This is a genomic window from Frateuria sp. (assembly GCF_035943815.1).
Classification (GTDB): domain Bacteria; phylum Pseudomonadota; class Gammaproteobacteria; order Xanthomonadales; family Rhodanobacteraceae; genus Frateuria_A.
Genome location: NZ_DASZBU010000005.1, coordinates 177,305 through 192,408, shown reverse-complemented (window position 1 = coordinate 192,408; position 15,104 = coordinate 177,305). Strand labels below are relative to the sequence as shown.

Sequence of the window (15,104 nt, the reverse complement as noted above, 5' to 3'; positions counted from 1 at the left end):
TAGGGATGCTTTGCCGCGGTTGCACGCCTATCCGCGCTTGTGCGGTAAGAGCTTCCGATCGCAAACCCGCCAAATCGCGGAAGTACCCCGCAAGAACGACACACAAAGGCAGCGCCAGCACAACAACCGTTCCCGCGAGCCCTGACCTTCACCCCAGCCCTCTCCCCGGAGGGGAGAGGGCGCCAACGGGCGATCAGACCGTCAGCGGATTGGGCTTGTCGGGGTCGAGCTTGTATTCCTTGATCGCGCGCGCCACGTCCTTGGCATTGACCAGGCCGTCCTTCGCCAGCGCCGCGAGTGCGGCATGCGCGATCCAGTAGCGGTCGACCTCGAAGAAATCGCGCAGGTGCGCGCGGGTGTCCGAACGGCCGTAGCCGTCGGTGCCCAGCACGGTGTAGCGCATGCCCTCGGGCATGAAGGCACGGATCTGGTCGGCATACTCGCGCACGTAGTCGGTCGCGGCGATGGCAGGCCCGGATCGGCCCTGCAGCAGCCCGGTGACGTACGGCACGCGCTGCTCGCCCTCCGGATGCAGGCGATTCCAGCGCTCGGCATCGAAACCGTCCCGGCGCAGCTCGCTGAAGCTGGGGCAGGACCAGATGTCGGCAGCGACGCCGAAATCCTTTTCCAGCAGCTCGGCCGCGGCGATCACCTCGCGCAGGATGGTGCCCGAGCCCAGCAATTGCACGCATGGCGCCTTGGCCTTGGACTTGCCCTTGCCGTTGCCCTGGCCGACTCCCGAATCCCGGAACAGGTACATCCCCTTGATGACGCCCTCCTCGCAACCCTTCGGCAGTTCCGGGTGCTCGTAGTTCTCGTTCATCACGGTGACGTAGTAGTACACGTCCTCCTGTTCCTGCAGCATGCGGCGCGTACCGTCCTGCAGGATCACGCCGACCTCGTAGGAGAAGGTCGGGTCGTAGGCCTTCACGTTAGGGATCACGCCGGCCATCAGGTGCGACTGGCCGTCCTCGTGCTGCAGGCCCTCGCCGTTCAAGGTGGTGCGGCCGGAGGTGCCGCCGACCAGGAAGCCGCGCGCGCGCATGTCGCCGGCGGCCCAGGCCAGGTCGCCGATGCGCTGGAAGCCGAACATCGAGTAGTAGATGAAGAACGGCAGCATCGGCTGGTTGCTGATCGAGTAGCTGCTGGCCGCCGCCATCCACGAGGCCATGCCGCCGGCCTCGCTGATGCCCTGCTGCAGCACCTGGCCCTTCTGGTCCTCGCGGTAGTAGAGCAGCTGGTCCGAGTCCTGCGGGCGGTACTTCTGCCCGAACGGGGCGTAGATGCCAATCTGGCGGAACATGCCCTCCATGCCGAAGGTGCGCGCCTCGTCGGCGACGATCGGCACCACGCGCGGGCCGATCGCCTTGTCGCGCAGCAAGAGGTTCATGCCGCGCACCAGCGCCATGGTGGTGGAGATCTCGCGCTCGCCGGTGCCGGCGGTGATCTGCGCGAAGGCGGACAGGTCCGGCGCCTTCAGCTGCACGTCGGTCTTGCGCCGGCGCTGCGGCAGGAAGCCGCCGAGCGCGCGGCGGCGCTCGAGCATGTATTCGACTTCCGGCGATTCCTTGCCCGGGTGGTAGTACGGCACCTCGGCCAGCTTGTCGTCCGCCACCGGGATATTGAAGCGGTCGCGGAAGGCGCGCACCGAGTCGGTGTCGAGCTTCTTCTGCTGGTGGGTCGGATTCTGCGATTCGCCCGATCCTAAGCCCATGCCGTAGCCCTTGACCGTCTTGGCCAGGATCACGGTGGGCATGCCCTTGGTGTTAACCGCCGCGTGATAGGCGGCGTAGACCTTGTGAGGGTCATGTCCGCCGCGGTTCAGACGCCAGATGTCGTCGTCGGAGAGGTTGGCGACCATCTCGCGGGTCTGCGGGTATTTGCCGAAGAAATGCTCGCGCGTGTAGGCGCCCCCGAAGGCCTTGCAGGCCTGGTACTCGCCGTCGAGCGTTTCCATCATGAGCTTGCGCAGCACGCCGTCCTTGTCGCGCGCCAGAAGCGGATCCCAGTAGGAACCCCAGATCACCTTGATCGCGTTCCAGCCAGCGCCGCGGAAGACGCCCTCCAGCTCCTGGATGATCTTGCCGTTGCCGCGCACCGGGCCGTCCAGCCGCTGCAGGTTGCAGTTGATCACGAAGACGAGGTTGTCCAGCCCTTCGCGGCCGGCCAGCGAGATCGCGCCCAGCGATTCGGGCTCGTCGCACTCGCCGTCGCCCATGAAGCACCACACCTTGCGGTCGGTCTTGGGGATCAGCCCGCGGTGCTCGAGGTACTTCCAGAACTGCGCCTGGTAGATCGCCTGGATGGGACCCAAGCCCATCGATACGGTCGGCACCTGCCAGTAGTCGGGCATCAGCCAGGGGTGCGGGTAGGAGGACAGCGCGCGGCCCTTGCCGACCACCTCCATGCGGAACAGATCCAGCTGCTCCTCGCTGATGCGCCCCTCGAGGAACGAGCGGGCGTAAACGCCGGGGCTGGAGTGGCCCTGGTGGAACACCAGGTCGCCCGGATGCTCGGCGCTGGGCGCGCGCCAGAAATGGTTGAAGCCGACGTCGTAGAGCGTCGCCGAGGAAGCGAAACTGGCGATGTGCCCGCCGAGCTCACCCGGCTTGCGGTTGGCGCGCACCACCATCGCCATGGCGTTCCAGCGGATGATCGAGCGGATGCGCCACTCCATCGCCGCGTCGCCTGGGCTCTTGGCCTCGTTCGCCGGCGCGATGGTGTTGACGTACTCGGTGGTCGGGTCGAAGGGCAGGTAGCCGCCGGAGCGCCGGGTGGAATCGACCATGCGCTCGAGCAGGAAGTGCGCGCGCTCGGTGCCGTCGTGCTGGATGACCGCATCGAGCGATTCGACCCACTCGCGGGTTTCGGCGGGGTCGAGATCCTGATCCAGGATGTCATCGAGCTGATCCATGGAAATTCTCCGCGGCGCACCTGGCGCCTCTTGTATTTGACGTGTGGGGAGCCCCCGATTCTAGCTTTGCGGGGGGTGTGCCGCCACACGGTGGGCATCGCTTACCATGCGCCAGCACCTCTGCCGACCCGACCATGCCCACGCCCACCACGCCTTCGCCGCTGATCTCGGTCGCCCTTAGCGCGTACAACGGCGAGCGTTTCCTTAGGGCGCAACTGGATTCGATCCTGGCGCAGCGCGACGTGCAGCTGGAAATCATCGCGGTGGACGACGGCTCCCGCGACGCCAGCGTGGCCCTGCTGCAGGACTACGCTCGCCGCGACGAGCGCGTACGCGTGCACCCGAACCCGGCCAATCTCGGCCCCACGCGCAGCTTCGAGCGGGCGATGTCGTTGTGCCGGGGCGAGTTCATCGCCCCCAGCGACCAGGACGACCTGTGGGCGCCGAACAAGCTCGCCACCCTGCTCGCCGCCATCGGCCAGGCGGACCTCGCCTACTGCGACTCCGCCTATATCGACCCCGAAGGGCAGCCCAGCGGGCGCCGGATCTCGGACGACACGCAGATGCTGGCCGGATGCGAGCCGTTGCGGTTCGCTTTCGCCAATTCCGTGTCCGGCCATGCGCTGCTGGTGCGGCGGGACCTGTTCGAAAGCGCACGCCCGCTGCCACCGGAGTTGTTCTACGACTGGGTGCTGGCCATGTTCGCGGCGGCGCGCGGCGGCGTGGTGTACGTCCATCGGCCGCTGGTGCAGTTCCGCCGGCACACCCAGGCTTATTCCTCGCTGGGCCGCGAAGGCGTTGCCCGCAAGCCGGACCGCTACCGCGGCTGGATAACGGATCGGGTCGCCCTGCTACGGGCGCTGGCCGGCAGCCGTTTCGACGCAGCCGGCCGCGCGCGGCGCATGTCCGAGGCGCTGGAACTGGCCATCGACAAGCGCTCCCACGCACCGCTGCTGCGGGCGATCTGGCGCGAGCGCATGGCATTGGCCGAACCGGGCCGGCCGGCGTGGCAGACGGCGGTGCGCCTGCAGATGCGAATGCTGCGCAAGTTGGCGCGCGCGCGCCGCGAGGCTGCGGGCTAGGAACCCAGGTAGCCGCGTATTTGCGCACCGCGGCCGAACCAGCGGCGCGGCAGCAGCAGCTTGAGACCGCGCTCGGCACTCTTGCGGTGCAGGCCGGGATGGCGCAGCCCGCGCCACAGCAACCGCACCCATTGGTGGCGCGGGCGGTCGAGCAGCGCCTCGCGCATGTCCGCCTCCAGCCGATACATCGCCGCCAGCGCCAGCGCCAGCCGGCGCCGTTCGGCCGGCAGATCGGGACGGGCCTCCGCGCATCGCTCCTGGTCGGCGGCGATCTGCCGGTACATGGTCAGCACGCGACGGTTGCGCCGCTCGTAGGTCGAATAGTCGTGGTCGCTGCGGTCGAACATCCAGTCGTTGAGGTTGCCGCCGTGGCGGCGGTAACCCAACAGCGCCTGCGGCAGGCAACGGCATTCGCCAACCAGCGCCGCGCGCAGGCTGAGCATGTTGTCTTCCACGAAGCCGTGCAGCGGGGGCAGCTCGGTGATCAGTTCGCGGCGCACCGCCATGGAGGCGCCCAGCACCGTCTGCATCCGGCCGCGGCGCAGGAAGGCGCGCTGATCCAGCCGCCGGGGCATCCCGCGCACGGATTCGGCGAGCAGGCGGCCGCGCTCGTCGATGTCGTCGACGGCCGAACCGACCACCTGCGCTTGCGGGTGCGCCGCGAATTCTTCCAGCAGGCGCGCCACCCGGTCCGGACGGGCCACGTCGTCGCCGGCCTGGAACACCAGCATCTCGCCCGTGGCGATCCCGGCCAGTTCGTTCAGGTGTGCGCACAGACCTAGGTTCTGCGCCGTACTGCGGATGGTGACCCGGTGCGGTCCGGAGTAGCCCTGCATGACGTCGCGCGCGACGGAGAGCGACTCGTCGCCTGAACAATCGTCCGAGACGATGATCTCGCACGGCACATCCTGCGCAAGCACGGAGCGCAAGGATTCGGCGATGGTGTGCTGCATGCGGTACGCGATCAGCAGCACGGTACAGGATGGAAGCCTGCTCATCCTTGTGCGGGCATCCCTTGGCTCAGCCATGGTGAACCCCCCCGGTTTTCACACCCAGCATACGCCGGTATCGCACTCAACGCATGCTGCGCAGCACACCGGCGCCGGCCTCCCGCGCGGCGACCCGGATCTGCGCATCCACCGCCGCGATCGCCGTCATGTTGACGACCCGCCGCACGGTCGAGGCCGGCGTGAGGATGTGCGCGCTCTTGTCCACGCCCATCAGGATCGGGCCGATCGCCACGCCGCTGGTCATCACGCGCACCATGTTGTAGACGATGTTGGCCGCGTCCAGGTTGGGCAGCACGAACAGGTTGGCACGGCCGGACAGCGTGGTGTTGGGGAAGATGCGCTGGCGCAGCACGCCGTCCCAGGCGGTATCGGCCTGCATCTCGCCGTCCACTTCCAGCTTGGGCGCGCGCTCGCGGATCAGCTGGTAGGCGCGGCGCATCTTGGCCGCGCTGGCATTGTCGTGGCTGCCGAAGTTGGAGTGCGAGAGCAGCGCCACCTTGGGCTCGATGCCGAAGAGCTTGAGCCGGTAGCTCGCCTGCAGCGTGGCCTCGGCGATCTGCTCGGCAGTGGGGTCGACCTGCACGTGGGTGTCGACGAAGAACCAGGCGCCCAGGTCGTTGATCACGCCGGTCATGGCCGAGGTGCACTGCACGCCCGGGTCCAGCCCGAACACCGATCGCAGGTAGCCGAGCTTCTTGTGGTAGCGCCCGACCAGGCCGCAGATCATCGCATCGGCCTCGCCGCGCTCGACCATGATGGCGGCGATCAGCGTCGGGCGTGAGCGCATGAGATTCTTGGCCGCCGCCGGGGTGACGCCGCGGCGCTCGGTCAACGCGTGGTACTGCTGCCAGTAATCGTTGAAGCGCGGATCGTCGTTGATGTTTGTCAGCTCGAAATCCACGCCCTCGCGCATGCGCAGGCCCAGGCGCTCGATGCGCGTGGCGATCACGTCCGGGCGGCCGATCAGGATCGGGAAGGCGAGCTTCTCGTCGATCACCGTCTGCACGGCGCGCAGCACGTTCTCCTCTTCGCCCTCGGCGTAGACCACCCGCTTCAAGTCGGCGCGGGCGCGCTCGTACACCGGCTTCATCAGCAGGCTGGTGCGGTAGATGAACTGGGCGAGCTTCTCGCGATAGGCGTCCATGTCCTCGATCGGCCGGCTGGCCACGCCCGAATCCATCGCCGCCTGCGCCACCGCCGGCGCCAGCATCACCAGCAGGCGCGGGTCAAACGGCCGCGGGATCAGGTAGTCGGCGCCGAACGAAGGCACCTCGCCGCCGTAGGCGCCGGCCAGGTCCGAGGCCTCCATGCGGGCCAGCGCCGCGATGGCGCGCACGCAGGCCAGCTTCATCGCCTCGTTGATGCCCGTCGCGCCAACGTCCAGCGCGCCGCGGAAAATGTACGGGAAGCACAGCGCGTTGTTGACCTGGTTCGGGTAGTCCGAACGGCCGGTGGCGACGATGCAATCCGGCCGCACGCGCTTGGCGTCCTCCGGCAGGATCTCGGGATTGGGATTGGCCAGCGCCAGGATGATCGGCCTGTCGGCCATGGTGGCGACCATCTCGGGCTTGAGGATGCCGCCGGCGGAAAGGCCCAGGAACACGTCGGCCCCGGCCACGATGTCGGCCAGCGAACGCTTGTCGGTGTCGCGGGCGTAGCGCGCCTTGTCGGGGTCCAGCCCCTCGCGGCCGGTGTGGATCACGCCCTCGCGGTCGAACGCCAGGATGTTCTCGGGCCTGACGCCGAGCGCCACCAGCATGTCCAGGCAGGCGATGCCGGCGGCACCGGCGCCGGTGGTGGCGAGCCTGATGTCCCCGATCTTCTTGCCGACCACTTCCAGCGCGTTCAGCACCGCAGCGCCGACGATGATCGCGGTGCCGTGCTGGTCGTCGTGGAACACCGGGATGTTCATGCGCTCGCGCAGCTTGCGCTCGACGATGAAGCACTCCGGCGCCTTGATGTCTTCCAGATTGATGCCGCCGAAGGTGGGCTCCATCGCGGCGATGATGTCCACCAGCTTGTCCGGGTCGCGCTCGTTCAACTCGATGTCGAACACGTCGATGCCGGCGAACTTCTGGAACAGCACACCCTTGCCTTCCATCACCGGCTTGCCGGCGAGCGGGCCGATATCGCCCAGGCCCAGCACCGCAGTGCCGTTAGTGATCACCGCCACCAGATTGCCGCGCGCGGTCATCTCGCTGGCCGCCTGCGGGTTCTCCACGATCGCCTCGCAGGCGTAGGCCACGCCCGGCGAGTAGGCCAGCGACAGCTCGCGCTGGGTCACCATCGCCTTGGTCGCGGTGACCTTGATCTTGCCGGGGCGAGGATGGCGGTGGTACTCGAGCGCGGCGTGGCGCAGGTCGTCGGAATGGGCCATGGGTGGCGGCTTGTGCGAGGGGAAGCGGCCTTACATGGTAGCAGTGCGATCCCTCGCAGGGGCCGGGTGTACCCCGCGCCGCGCAGCTACAGCCGCAAGCTCAGTTCGTCCGCCTGCACCTGCCCCATATGGATGCCGTTGACGAACAACGAGAAGGCCAGCTTGCCGGCCAACCCGTGCACGTGCTGCATCCACGGCGGCAGCCAGCGCGGCGGCTTCAGCGTGCCGGCCTCGAAGTGCGGCTGCAGGGTGACCACGTCGTGCAGCGCGAGCTTGCCGGCGAACAGGTGGCGCAGCAGGTCCATGCGCTGCTGCTTGAACGCCCAGCGGAAGAACGTGTGCACGGTGAGCAGGCCGGACAGGTAGACGTTGTCCTTGGCGAAGGCCGCGCCGCCGGTCAGCGGCACGCCGCGGAACACCCGCTGTGCCGAGTGGAAGCTGTCCGCCGAGCCCTGCCCGCAGTGACGGAAGTATTTGTAGACCTCGACGAAGTCGGCGCCGTTGAGCGCCATGTCGATGGCCAGGATGCGCAGACTGATGCGCTTCAGGCGCGCGATGTCGATGGCGCCGGACATCAGCTCGGCGAACACGGCCAGGCCCTCCTGCGTAGCCGTGACCCGCGGCGAGGTGCGCGCCAACGAGGCCAGCAGCGGCTGCTCGCGGCCGTTGAGCGCGGTCAGCGAGTGCACGAAGGCCTCGTGCGCTAGCAACTGGTGGCGGTCGTACTCGCTGAAGCTGGCGCCGCCGCGCAGACGGATGCGGGTGGCGCCGGCGGCGGCCTTGGCGGTCAGTTCCGGGTCCACCTCGACCACGATGCGGCCCGGCCCGAAGAATTCGTCCAGCGTCCGGCCCAGATCCACGCGCAGCGTTTCGGCGGAGATGTCCATGCACACGTCGTCGGCGAGCAGGTCGGCACCCAGCTCGTCGGACAGCTCGACGAAATAGCGCGCCGCGTCCAAGTTGCTTTTCTGGCTGCCAGGGATCGCATCGCCCGGCCGACCGTAGAGCGCGATGGACGGCGCCGTGAAGCCGCTGCTGCCGACCGCCTCCAGCATCTCCGCGGCGATACGCCAGGAGGCGGCGGTGCGGCAGAGGTAGTCGCCGATCGGATCGCCGCCCAGCGAGGCCTGGGCCTCGTGCTCGACCGCCACCAGCTCGGCGCGCACCAGGCCGAGGTCCGGCCGCACGTACTGCACTTCCGGCAGCGCGTAGCGGCCCTGGTCGTAGGCCGCGATCATGCGCTGCTCCAGCGACGCCGGCCACGCCACCGTAGGCAGGATGTTGATCGACCGGGCGGCGGCGAGCATGCGCCGATCCAGCTCGGCGTAGTGCTGCTGATCGGTCGGGACCGCGCTCATCACGCGGGCCGCCGAAGCGGCGCGCCGCGCCGGTGAATCGCAAATGCAAGGGCTCGATGCATGCCGCTATCCCGAATTCAGATGGTTCATTCCCGCTCGCGCCGCCCGCGGTGTCCGTGCGGCCGCTCCGCCGGACGACCGCCGCGCTGCCGGCGCAGCCGTGCCTCCAGCGTGGCGGCCTGTTCCTCGCGCTCGTCGCGCAGCTTGAGGTAGTTGCGCCAGCGCTCGCCGGCCAGCTCGCCCGAATCCAGCGCCGATTGCACCGCACATCCAGGCTCGCTGCCGTGACCGCAGTCGGCGAAGCGGCAGGTTTCGGCCAGCCCCTCGATGTCGGCGAACAGATCGAGGTTTTCCTCACCGGTGAGCTTGAGTTCGCGCATGCCGGGGGTGTCGATCAGGCAGCCGCCCGAGGGCAGCATCAGCAGCGCGCGGTGCGTGGTGGTGTGGCGCCCGCGGCTGTCGTGCGCGCGCACCGCGCCGGTGGCCATGCGCTCATCGCCCAGCAAGGTGTTGGTGAGGGTGGACTTGCCGGCGCCGGAGGAGCCCACCAGCACCGCGCTGTCGCCGGGCTGCAGGTAGCGGGCCAGCAGTTGCGCGCTGGCCGGGTCTTTGCCGTTGACGGCGTGGACCGGCGTGGGCGCCGGCAGGCGTTCGCGCAGGGCGGCAAGGCGCGCTTCGCCGTCCGCGTGCAGGTCGAGCTTGCTCAGCAGCACGACCGGCTGCGCGCCGGAGTCCTCGATCAGCGAGAGATAGCGCTCGATGCGTGCCGGGCTGAAATCGTTGTCCAGCCCGGTGAGGACCAGGACGTAATCGATGTTCGTGGCGATCAGCTGGCGCTCGTAGCGTTCGCCCGCGGCGGCGCGAGAGAGCACGCTGCGGCGCGGCAGCACGTTCAGGATGTGCGGTGGACGGCCCTGCTCCACTTCGACGAAGTCGCCCACCGCCGGCCGCTGGGACGGATCCAGCGCGCGCTTGAGGAAATGCCCCGCCGGCTGCGCGCCGAACACGGCTTCACCATCGTGCAACTCGTAGCCGGCCCGGTGCTGCGCGACCACGCGCGCGATGCGCCGGCCACCGGACGGCAGCTCGCCGCGCCAGCCGATGTGGCGCAGGCGTTGGAGGGTGGCCTCGTCGCTCATGGCCGACGATTATGCCCGTTTCCCGCACCGCGCCCGTCGCACGCACCCCCGCGCGCCCGACGGCAGCCGGAACTGCATGGGCCGAGCGCTGCTAGCATCGGCGCTTTCACCTGCCCCGAGGACGCCCGTGCCGGTTCCCATCTTGCCCAGTGCGCACCTGGCCGGCGTGCGCTACGAGATCCGCGGCGCGCTCACACGCCGCGCGCGCGAACTGGAAGCGGCCGGGCACCGGATCATCAAGCTCAACATCGGCAACCCGGCGCGCTACGGTTTCGAGACACCCGCGCACCTTCGCCGGGCGATCGCCGAGCACCTGGCCGACAGCGAGGGCTACGGCCACGAGCAGGGGCTGGAAGAGGCCCGCGAGGCGATCGCTGCGCAGCAGCGCGCACGGGGCGCGGCGGATGTCGCGGTCGAGCGCATCTTCATCGGCAACGGGGTCAGCGAGCTGATCGACCTGTCGCTGCGTGCGCTGCTGCAGCCCGGTGACGAGGTATTGCTGCCCAGCCCTGACTACCCGCTGTGGAGCGCCGCCACCATCTTGAACGGCGGCCGGCCGCGCTACTACCGATGCCTGGCGCAGCATGGCCACCTGCCCGATCCGGACGAGGTCGAGGCGCTGGTCACGCCGCGCACGCGCGCGCTGGTGCTGATCAACCCGAACAACCCCACCGGCGCGGTCTACCCGCGCGCCCTGCTCGAACGGCTGGTGGCGATCGCCGCCCGCCACGGCTTGTTGCTGCTGGCCGACGAGATCTACGACGAGATCCTCTTCGACCAGGCGCCGTTCCAGCCGCTGGCCGAGGTAGCCGACATGCATCCCTGCCTCAGCTTCGGCGGGCTGTCCAAGGTGCACCGGGCCTGCGGCTACCGCGTGGGCTGGCTGAGCCTCTCCGGCGATCCGGCGCGCACCGCCGCCTACCGCGACGCGCTGCAGCTGCTCGCAGCGTTGCGCCTGTGCGCCAATGCGCCTGCGCAGTGGGCGGTGGTTCCGGCGCTGGTCGAGCGGCCGACCATCGGCACGCTCACCGCACCGGGCGGTCGCCTGCACGAGGCGCGCCGCGCGGTGCTGGAAGGCGTGGCGGCAAGCGATTATCTCGATCTGGTCGCGCCCGCCGGCGCTCTGTATGCCTTCCCGCAGGTGCGCGCCGAGCGCCTGCCGCGTTTCGACGACAACGCCTTCGCGCTGCGCCTGCTCGAGGAGGAGGCGGTGCTGCTGGTGCCCGGCTCCAGCTTCAACGTGCCGCACAGCCGCCACCTGCGCCTGACCCTGCTGCCGCCGCCGGCGCAGCTGGCAGAGGTCTTCTCACGGGTCGAGCGCGTGCTTTCGCGGATGGCGCAGGAGCAGGCGCGCCAATCGGCCGTGGCCTGATGAAGAGTCCCTCGCCCGCCGGGGTGAGGGTTCGGCCAGCGCGATCGCTGGCTCAGCCCAGGCCATCAACCACCTGTCGGCACCCTTTTCCCGAGCAACGGGGTTCGGGCATGGCAGTTGAGGCAACGCTTCGACTTCACGTGCAGCCACGCTCAGCGCGAAGGGATTCCACACGTCCGTTCGTCCTGAGGGCAGGCGCGCAGCGCCGGAGTCGCAGGATCTCATCCACGCGGAGTCGGTCATGTCCCTGCACTACCTCGCCCTCGGCGATTCCTACACTATCGGCGAAGCAGTCCCTGCCGCCGGTCGCTGGCCGGCGCAACTGGTCGCACGGCTGCGCGAGGGTGGCGTGGCCGTCGACGACCCGCAGATCGTCGCCGTCACCGGCTGGACCACCGACGAGCTGTCGTCGGCCATGGACGCGGCGAGCTTCGACCCGCCCTACGGCCTGGTCACCCTGCTGATCGGCGTGAACAACCAGTACCGCGGCCGCGATGCAGGCGAATACCGCGACGACTTCGCCCGGCTGCTCCGGCGCGCGATCGGCCTGGCCGGCCACGCATCGCGCGTGGTGGTCGTTTCGATCCCTGACTGGGGCGTCACCCGTTTCGCCCACGAGCAGGCCCGCGACGGCGCGCAGATCGCCGAGGCGCTGGACGCCTACAACGCCATCGCACGCGACGAGGCCGGCCGCGCCGGCGCGCGTTGGGTGGACATCACGCCCATCTCGCGGCGACACCCAGAGCTGGTCGCCGAGGACGGGCTGCACCCGAGCGCGCAGCAGTACGCGCTGTGGACCGAAGCGATCCTGCCGGTGGCCGCCGCTGCGGTGAAATAGCGCGCCGCTTGGGTTCGCCCGTGCCGCCCCAACCTGCCAGGCGTATCATCGATCCTCTTTGCCGGAGCTTTCCCATGTCCCTCGACCCTGCCACCCGCGAACGCATCGAAACCCTGCTCAAGGAGCACCGCGTGGTGCTGTTCATGAAGGGCGACCGCCGCCAGCCGATGTGCGGCTTCTCCGCCGCGGCCACCAACACGCTCAACGAGCTGGTGCCCGAGTACCACACGGTCAACGTGCTGGAGGACCCGGAGATCCGCGAGGGCATCAAGGTGTTCGGCGACTGGCCGACCATCCCGCAGCTGTACGTCGAGGGCGAGCTGGTCGGCGGCGCCGACATCATCCGGCAGATGTACGCCAGCGGCGAGCTGCACGCGTTGTTCGGCGCGTCGCCGCCGGACCGCACGCCGCCGGAGATCACGATTACCGACAAGGCCGCCGAAGCCATCCGCAACGGCATCGCCAATGCGCAAGGCCTGGCGCTGCACCTGGAGATCGGTCCGGACCACAGCGCCGGTTTCCAGCTCGCGCCGGCGGGCGACCACGACATCGTGGTGAGCGCCAACGGCATCGAGGTGCACTTCGACCCGGGCAGCGCGCAGCGTGCCCGCGGCATCGTGATCGACTGGGTCTCCACGGTGCAGGGCGAAGGGCTGAGCCTGAAGTTTCCCGGCGCGCAGGAAATCAAGTCGCTCGGCGTGCAGGAACTGAAGGCCCGCCTGGCCGACGGCAGCGTCATGCTGGTCGACGTGCGGCCGGCCGCCGGCCGCGCCCAGGCCGCGCCGCTGGCGCTGGCCCGCGTGCTGGAGGAGGAAGGCTACGACACGCTCGCGGCGCTGCCGAAGGACACCGCGATCGCCTTCATCTGCCACCACGGCAATTCCAGCCGCGCCATGGCCGAGCGCTTCGCGGGGCACGGCTTCACCAACGTCTTCAACGTCGAGGGCGGCATGGACGCGTGGGCGCGCGAGGTCGATCCGACGGTGCCGCGTTACTGAGCTTCTAGGCTCCCTCTCCCCCGGGCGCAGCCCGGGGGAGAGGGAGCCTAGAAGCGGCGCATTCCGCGACTGCCCGCCCACAGCAAGGCACCCGCCGCAAGCGCCCCCGCCGCCACCAGGCCGCGATGCGTGGTCACCCATAGCTGCAGGCTGTAGCCCTTCGAACGCGCATCGAAGCGCCCGTGCGTGCCGTAGTCCTCCGGCACCGCCTCATACAGATTGTCCGGCCGATCCGCCGGCAGCGGACGCTTGCCCATCTGGCCGGCGTAGCCGAGCTTGACCAGCTTGCGGTCGGCGAGCTTCGGGAACAGCTTGTTGCCGATGATCGCCTTGACCGCCGGGAAGCCCACGTTGAGCTCGCGCCGGCGATGGTGCGCGGCCCAGTGGATGCCCTTGGCGGCCACCTCCGGCTGGAAGATCGGCGGCACAGGCTGCGGCCGGCGCGGCAGCTTGGCGCGCCCCCACTGGAACTGCGGCGTATTGAAGGCCGACAGCTGCACCATCGTGACGTGGATGTCGCTCCTGTCGTGCATCAGCTCCACGCGCAACGCATCGGTGAAGCCGCGGATGGCGAACTTCGCGCCGCAGTAGGGCGCCTGCAGCGGGATCGCCCGGTAGGCGAGCGCCGAGCCCACCTGCACGATGGTGCCGCGGTTGCGCTCACGCATGCGCTTGAGCGCCGCCATCGTGCCATACACGGTGCCCAGGTAGGTCACTTCGGTGGAACGGCGAAACTCCTCCGGGCTGATTTCGTGGACGGGTGCGAAGATCGTCGCCATGGCGTCGTTGATCCAGATGTCGATAGGCCCCAGTTCCTGCTCCACGCGTTCGGCGGCCGCCTCCACCGCGTCGGCATCGGCGACGTCGACGGAGAGGGTCAGCGCCTCCCCGCCGAGCTTGCGCACTTCCTCGGCCGCGGCCTCCAGTTGCTCACTGCCGCGCGCCAGCAGCGCGATGCGCGCACCGTCGCGGGCGAAGCGGTGCGCGGTGGCGCGACCGACGCCGGCGGAAGCGCCGGTAATGACGACGACTTCGGGTTTCTTGTTGTTCATGTGGCGGACTCCTCGGGGCAAGAGAAAAAAGACAGGCCCCCTTTCCCCACCCCCCGACGGAGCCCGGGAGAGGGGGCCTAGGCTCAGGCGCTGTAGGCGATGGTGCTGAGCAGCGCGAGCGCGGCCTGGCGCGAGTCCAGGCGCGTGTGCTGGACCACGATGGGAAGGTCCGACTCGAACACGCTGGAATAGTCGGTGTCGCGCGGAATCGATTCGGGATCTTCCAGGTCGTTGAAGCGAAGGTGCAGCGTGCGCCGGGCCGGCACGGTGATGCGGTAGGGCCCCGCCGGCTCGCGGTCCTTGAAGTAGATGGTGAGGGTCACGTGCGCGTCCTGCGGGTTGGTGTTGAGCAGGCAGGCGGTCTCGTGGCTCTCGAAGCGTGGGTCGTCGGCATGCGTGCCGCCGGGCGGGATGTAGCCCTCGGCGATGGCCCAGCGACACTCGCCGATCGGTTCTGGCGTACTCATGGCAGCTCCTTGTCGAGGTGGATCAGCGCGAGCCCGGACACCGGATCGCTACGACGGCGCAGGCGCACAGGCGATTGCGTGACGATCACCTCCAGCGTGGGCCGCACATGGCCTTCGAGCAGGTGGCCGCCCAGTGCGCGGCCGTCGGACTGGCCGAGCACCGCGTGCATGTGCAGCCTGGGCTCCTCGCCATCGAGCGCCACGTCGCCGATCAGCGAGACGACCTCGACTTGCTCGTCGACGGCGTTGCGCTTGTAGTCCTTGGTGCTCCAGTCGAAGTAGCCCAGTACCGCGCGTTCGAAGGCGCCGATGGCGGTGAAATGCGCCGCCGAGAGCCGCTGGGCTTTAGCGAAGGCGAGCAAGCACGCATTGGCCTCGTCGCTGGTGTCGAGCACGACGGCCCAGGTCCTGTTCTCGCGCTGATCGATCAATTGGTAGTGCATGGGCGGGGGATGCTCCTGCCGGGTTTCCCTCTCCCATGGGAAGAGAGACTTGGA

Annotated in this window: 12 protein-coding genes; 4 read left to right on the top strand and 8 right to left on the bottom strand. The window is 69.1% G+C overall.

What is annotated here, in order from left to right; all coding sequences use genetic code 11:
• Positions 1-193: 193 nt before the first annotated feature.
• Positions 194-2,914: a pyruvate dehydrogenase (acetyl-transferring), homodimeric type gene (gene aceE / locus VGU65_RS02500; RefSeq protein ID WP_327472584.1), complete on the bottom strand. Its 2,721-nt coding sequence runs from the start codon at positions 2,912-2,914 to the stop codon at positions 194-196.
• 134 nt (positions 2,915-3,048) lie between these two features.
• Here aceE and VGU65_RS02495 point away from each other — a divergent pair, with 134 nt between their 5' ends.
• The gene (locus VGU65_RS02495) at positions 3,049-3,996 is read left to right on the top strand and encodes a glycosyltransferase (RefSeq protein WP_327472583.1); all 948 of its coding nucleotides are present in this window, start codon (positions 3,049-3,051) and stop codon (positions 3,994-3,996) included.
• Here VGU65_RS02495 and VGU65_RS02490 read toward each other — a convergent pair.
• The 4 genes from VGU65_RS02490 to rsgA all read right to left on the bottom strand — a co-directional run bounded on the left by VGU65_RS02490 (position 3,993) and on the right by rsgA (position 9,880).
• Positions 3,993-4,994 carry a glycosyltransferase gene (locus VGU65_RS02490; protein WP_327472582.1) on the bottom strand — a complete coding sequence of 334 codons (1,002 nt, stop codon included), beginning with the start codon at positions 4,992-4,994 and terminating at the stop codon, positions 3,993-3,995. The two genes, VGU65_RS02495 and VGU65_RS02490, sit on opposite strands and share 4 nt — an antisense overlap.
• Positions 4,995-5,070: 76 nt before the next feature.
• On the bottom strand, positions 5,071-7,383 hold the full coding sequence (locus tag VGU65_RS02485; protein ID WP_327472581.1) for an NADP-dependent malic enzyme: 2,313 nt from the start codon (positions 7,381-7,383) through the stop codon (positions 5,071-5,073).
• Between the two features lie 86 nt (positions 7,384-7,469).
• Positions 7,470-8,741 carry a peptidase MATCAP family protein gene (locus VGU65_RS02480; protein ID WP_327472580.1) on the bottom strand — a complete coding sequence of 424 codons (1,272 nt, stop codon included), beginning with the start codon at positions 8,739-8,741 and terminating at the stop codon, positions 7,470-7,472.
• Between the two features lie 86 nt (positions 8,742-8,827).
• On the bottom strand, positions 8,828-9,880 hold the full coding sequence (gene rsgA / locus VGU65_RS02475) for a ribosome small subunit-dependent GTPase A (protein ID WP_327472579.1): 1,053 nt from the start codon (positions 9,878-9,880) through the stop codon (positions 8,828-8,830).
• 76 nt (positions 9,881-9,956) lie between these two features.
• Between rsgA and VGU65_RS02470 the strand changes: the two genes are divergently transcribed.
• From VGU65_RS02470 to grxD, 3 genes are all read left to right on the top strand, one after another.
• A complete protein-coding gene (locus tag VGU65_RS02470; protein WP_327472578.1) occupies positions 9,957-11,252 on the top strand; it encodes an aminotransferase class I/II-fold pyridoxal phosphate-dependent enzyme in 1,296 nt (431 codons plus the stop codon).
• Between the two features lie 241 nt (positions 11,253-11,493).
• Complete coding sequence (locus tag VGU65_RS02465) at positions 11,494-12,090, top strand: SGNH/GDSL hydrolase family protein (RefSeq protein WP_327472577.1); 597 nt, start codon at positions 11,494-11,496, stop codon at positions 12,088-12,090.
• A 74-nt stretch (positions 12,091-12,164) separates the two neighbouring features.
• Entirely contained in the window at positions 12,165-13,088 is a 924-nt protein-coding gene (gene grxD, locus VGU65_RS02460; protein ID WP_327472576.1) for a Grx4 family monothiol glutaredoxin, read from the top strand.
• Between the two features lie 47 nt (positions 13,089-13,135).
• Here grxD and VGU65_RS02455 read toward each other — a convergent pair whose 3' ends face one another.
• The 3 genes from VGU65_RS02455 to VGU65_RS02445 all read right to left on the bottom strand — a co-directional run bounded on the left by VGU65_RS02455 (position 13,136) and on the right by VGU65_RS02445 (position 15,050).
• On the bottom strand, positions 13,136-14,140 hold the full coding sequence (locus VGU65_RS02455; RefSeq protein ID WP_327472575.1) for an SDR family oxidoreductase: 1,005 nt from the start codon (positions 14,138-14,140) through the stop codon (positions 13,136-13,138).
• 83 nt (positions 14,141-14,223) lie between these two features.
• Positions 14,224-14,607, bottom strand: coding sequence for a sensory rhodopsin transducer (locus VGU65_RS02450; protein ID WP_327472574.1), 384 nt, complete (start codon positions 14,605-14,607; stop codon positions 14,224-14,226).
• A complete protein-coding gene (locus tag VGU65_RS02445; protein WP_327472573.1) occupies positions 14,604-15,050 on the bottom strand; it encodes a PPC domain-containing DNA-binding protein in 447 nt (148 codons plus the stop codon). Before VGU65_RS02445 ends, VGU65_RS02450 begins: the two co-directional genes overlap by 4 nt.
• Positions 15,051-15,104 lie beyond the last annotated feature (54 nt).

Coding starts and splice junctions, on each gene's coding strand:
- aceE (WP_327472584.1), bottom strand. CDS start 2,914: ATGGATCAGCTCGATGACATCCTGGATCAGGATCTCGACCCCGCCGAA.
- VGU65_RS02495 (WP_327472583.1), top strand. CDS start 3,049: ATGCCCACGCCCACCACGCCTTCGCCGCTGATCTCGGTCGCCCTTAGC.
- VGU65_RS02490 (WP_327472582.1), bottom strand. CDS start 4,994: ATGAGCAGGCTTCCATCCTGTACCGTGCTGCTGATCGCGTACCGCATG.
- VGU65_RS02485 (WP_327472581.1), bottom strand. CDS start 7,383: ATGGCCCATTCCGACGACCTGCGCCACGCCGCGCTCGAGTACCACCGC.
- VGU65_RS02480 (WP_327472580.1), bottom strand. CDS start 8,741: ATGAGCGCGGTCCCGACCGATCAGCAGCACTACGCCGAGCTGGATCGG.
- rsgA (WP_327472579.1), bottom strand. CDS start 9,880: ATGAGCGACGAGGCCACCCTCCAACGCCTGCGCCACATCGGCTGGCGC.
- VGU65_RS02470 (WP_327472578.1), top strand. CDS start 9,957: ATGGGCCGAGCGCTGCTAGCATCGGCGCTTTCACCTGCCCCGAGGACG.
- VGU65_RS02465 (WP_327472577.1), top strand. CDS start 11,494: ATGTCCCTGCACTACCTCGCCCTCGGCGATTCCTACACTATCGGCGAA.
- grxD (WP_327472576.1), top strand. CDS start 12,165: ATGTCCCTCGACCCTGCCACCCGCGAACGCATCGAAACCCTGCTCAAG.
- VGU65_RS02455 (WP_327472575.1), bottom strand. CDS start 14,140: ATGAACAACAAGAAACCCGAAGTCGTCGTCATTACCGGCGCTTCCGCC.
- VGU65_RS02450 (WP_327472574.1), bottom strand. CDS start 14,607: ATGAGTACGCCAGAACCGATCGGCGAGTGTCGCTGGGCCATCGCCGAG.
- VGU65_RS02445 (WP_327472573.1), bottom strand. CDS start 15,050: ATGCACTACCAATTGATCGATCAGCGCGAGAACAGGACCTGGGCCGTC.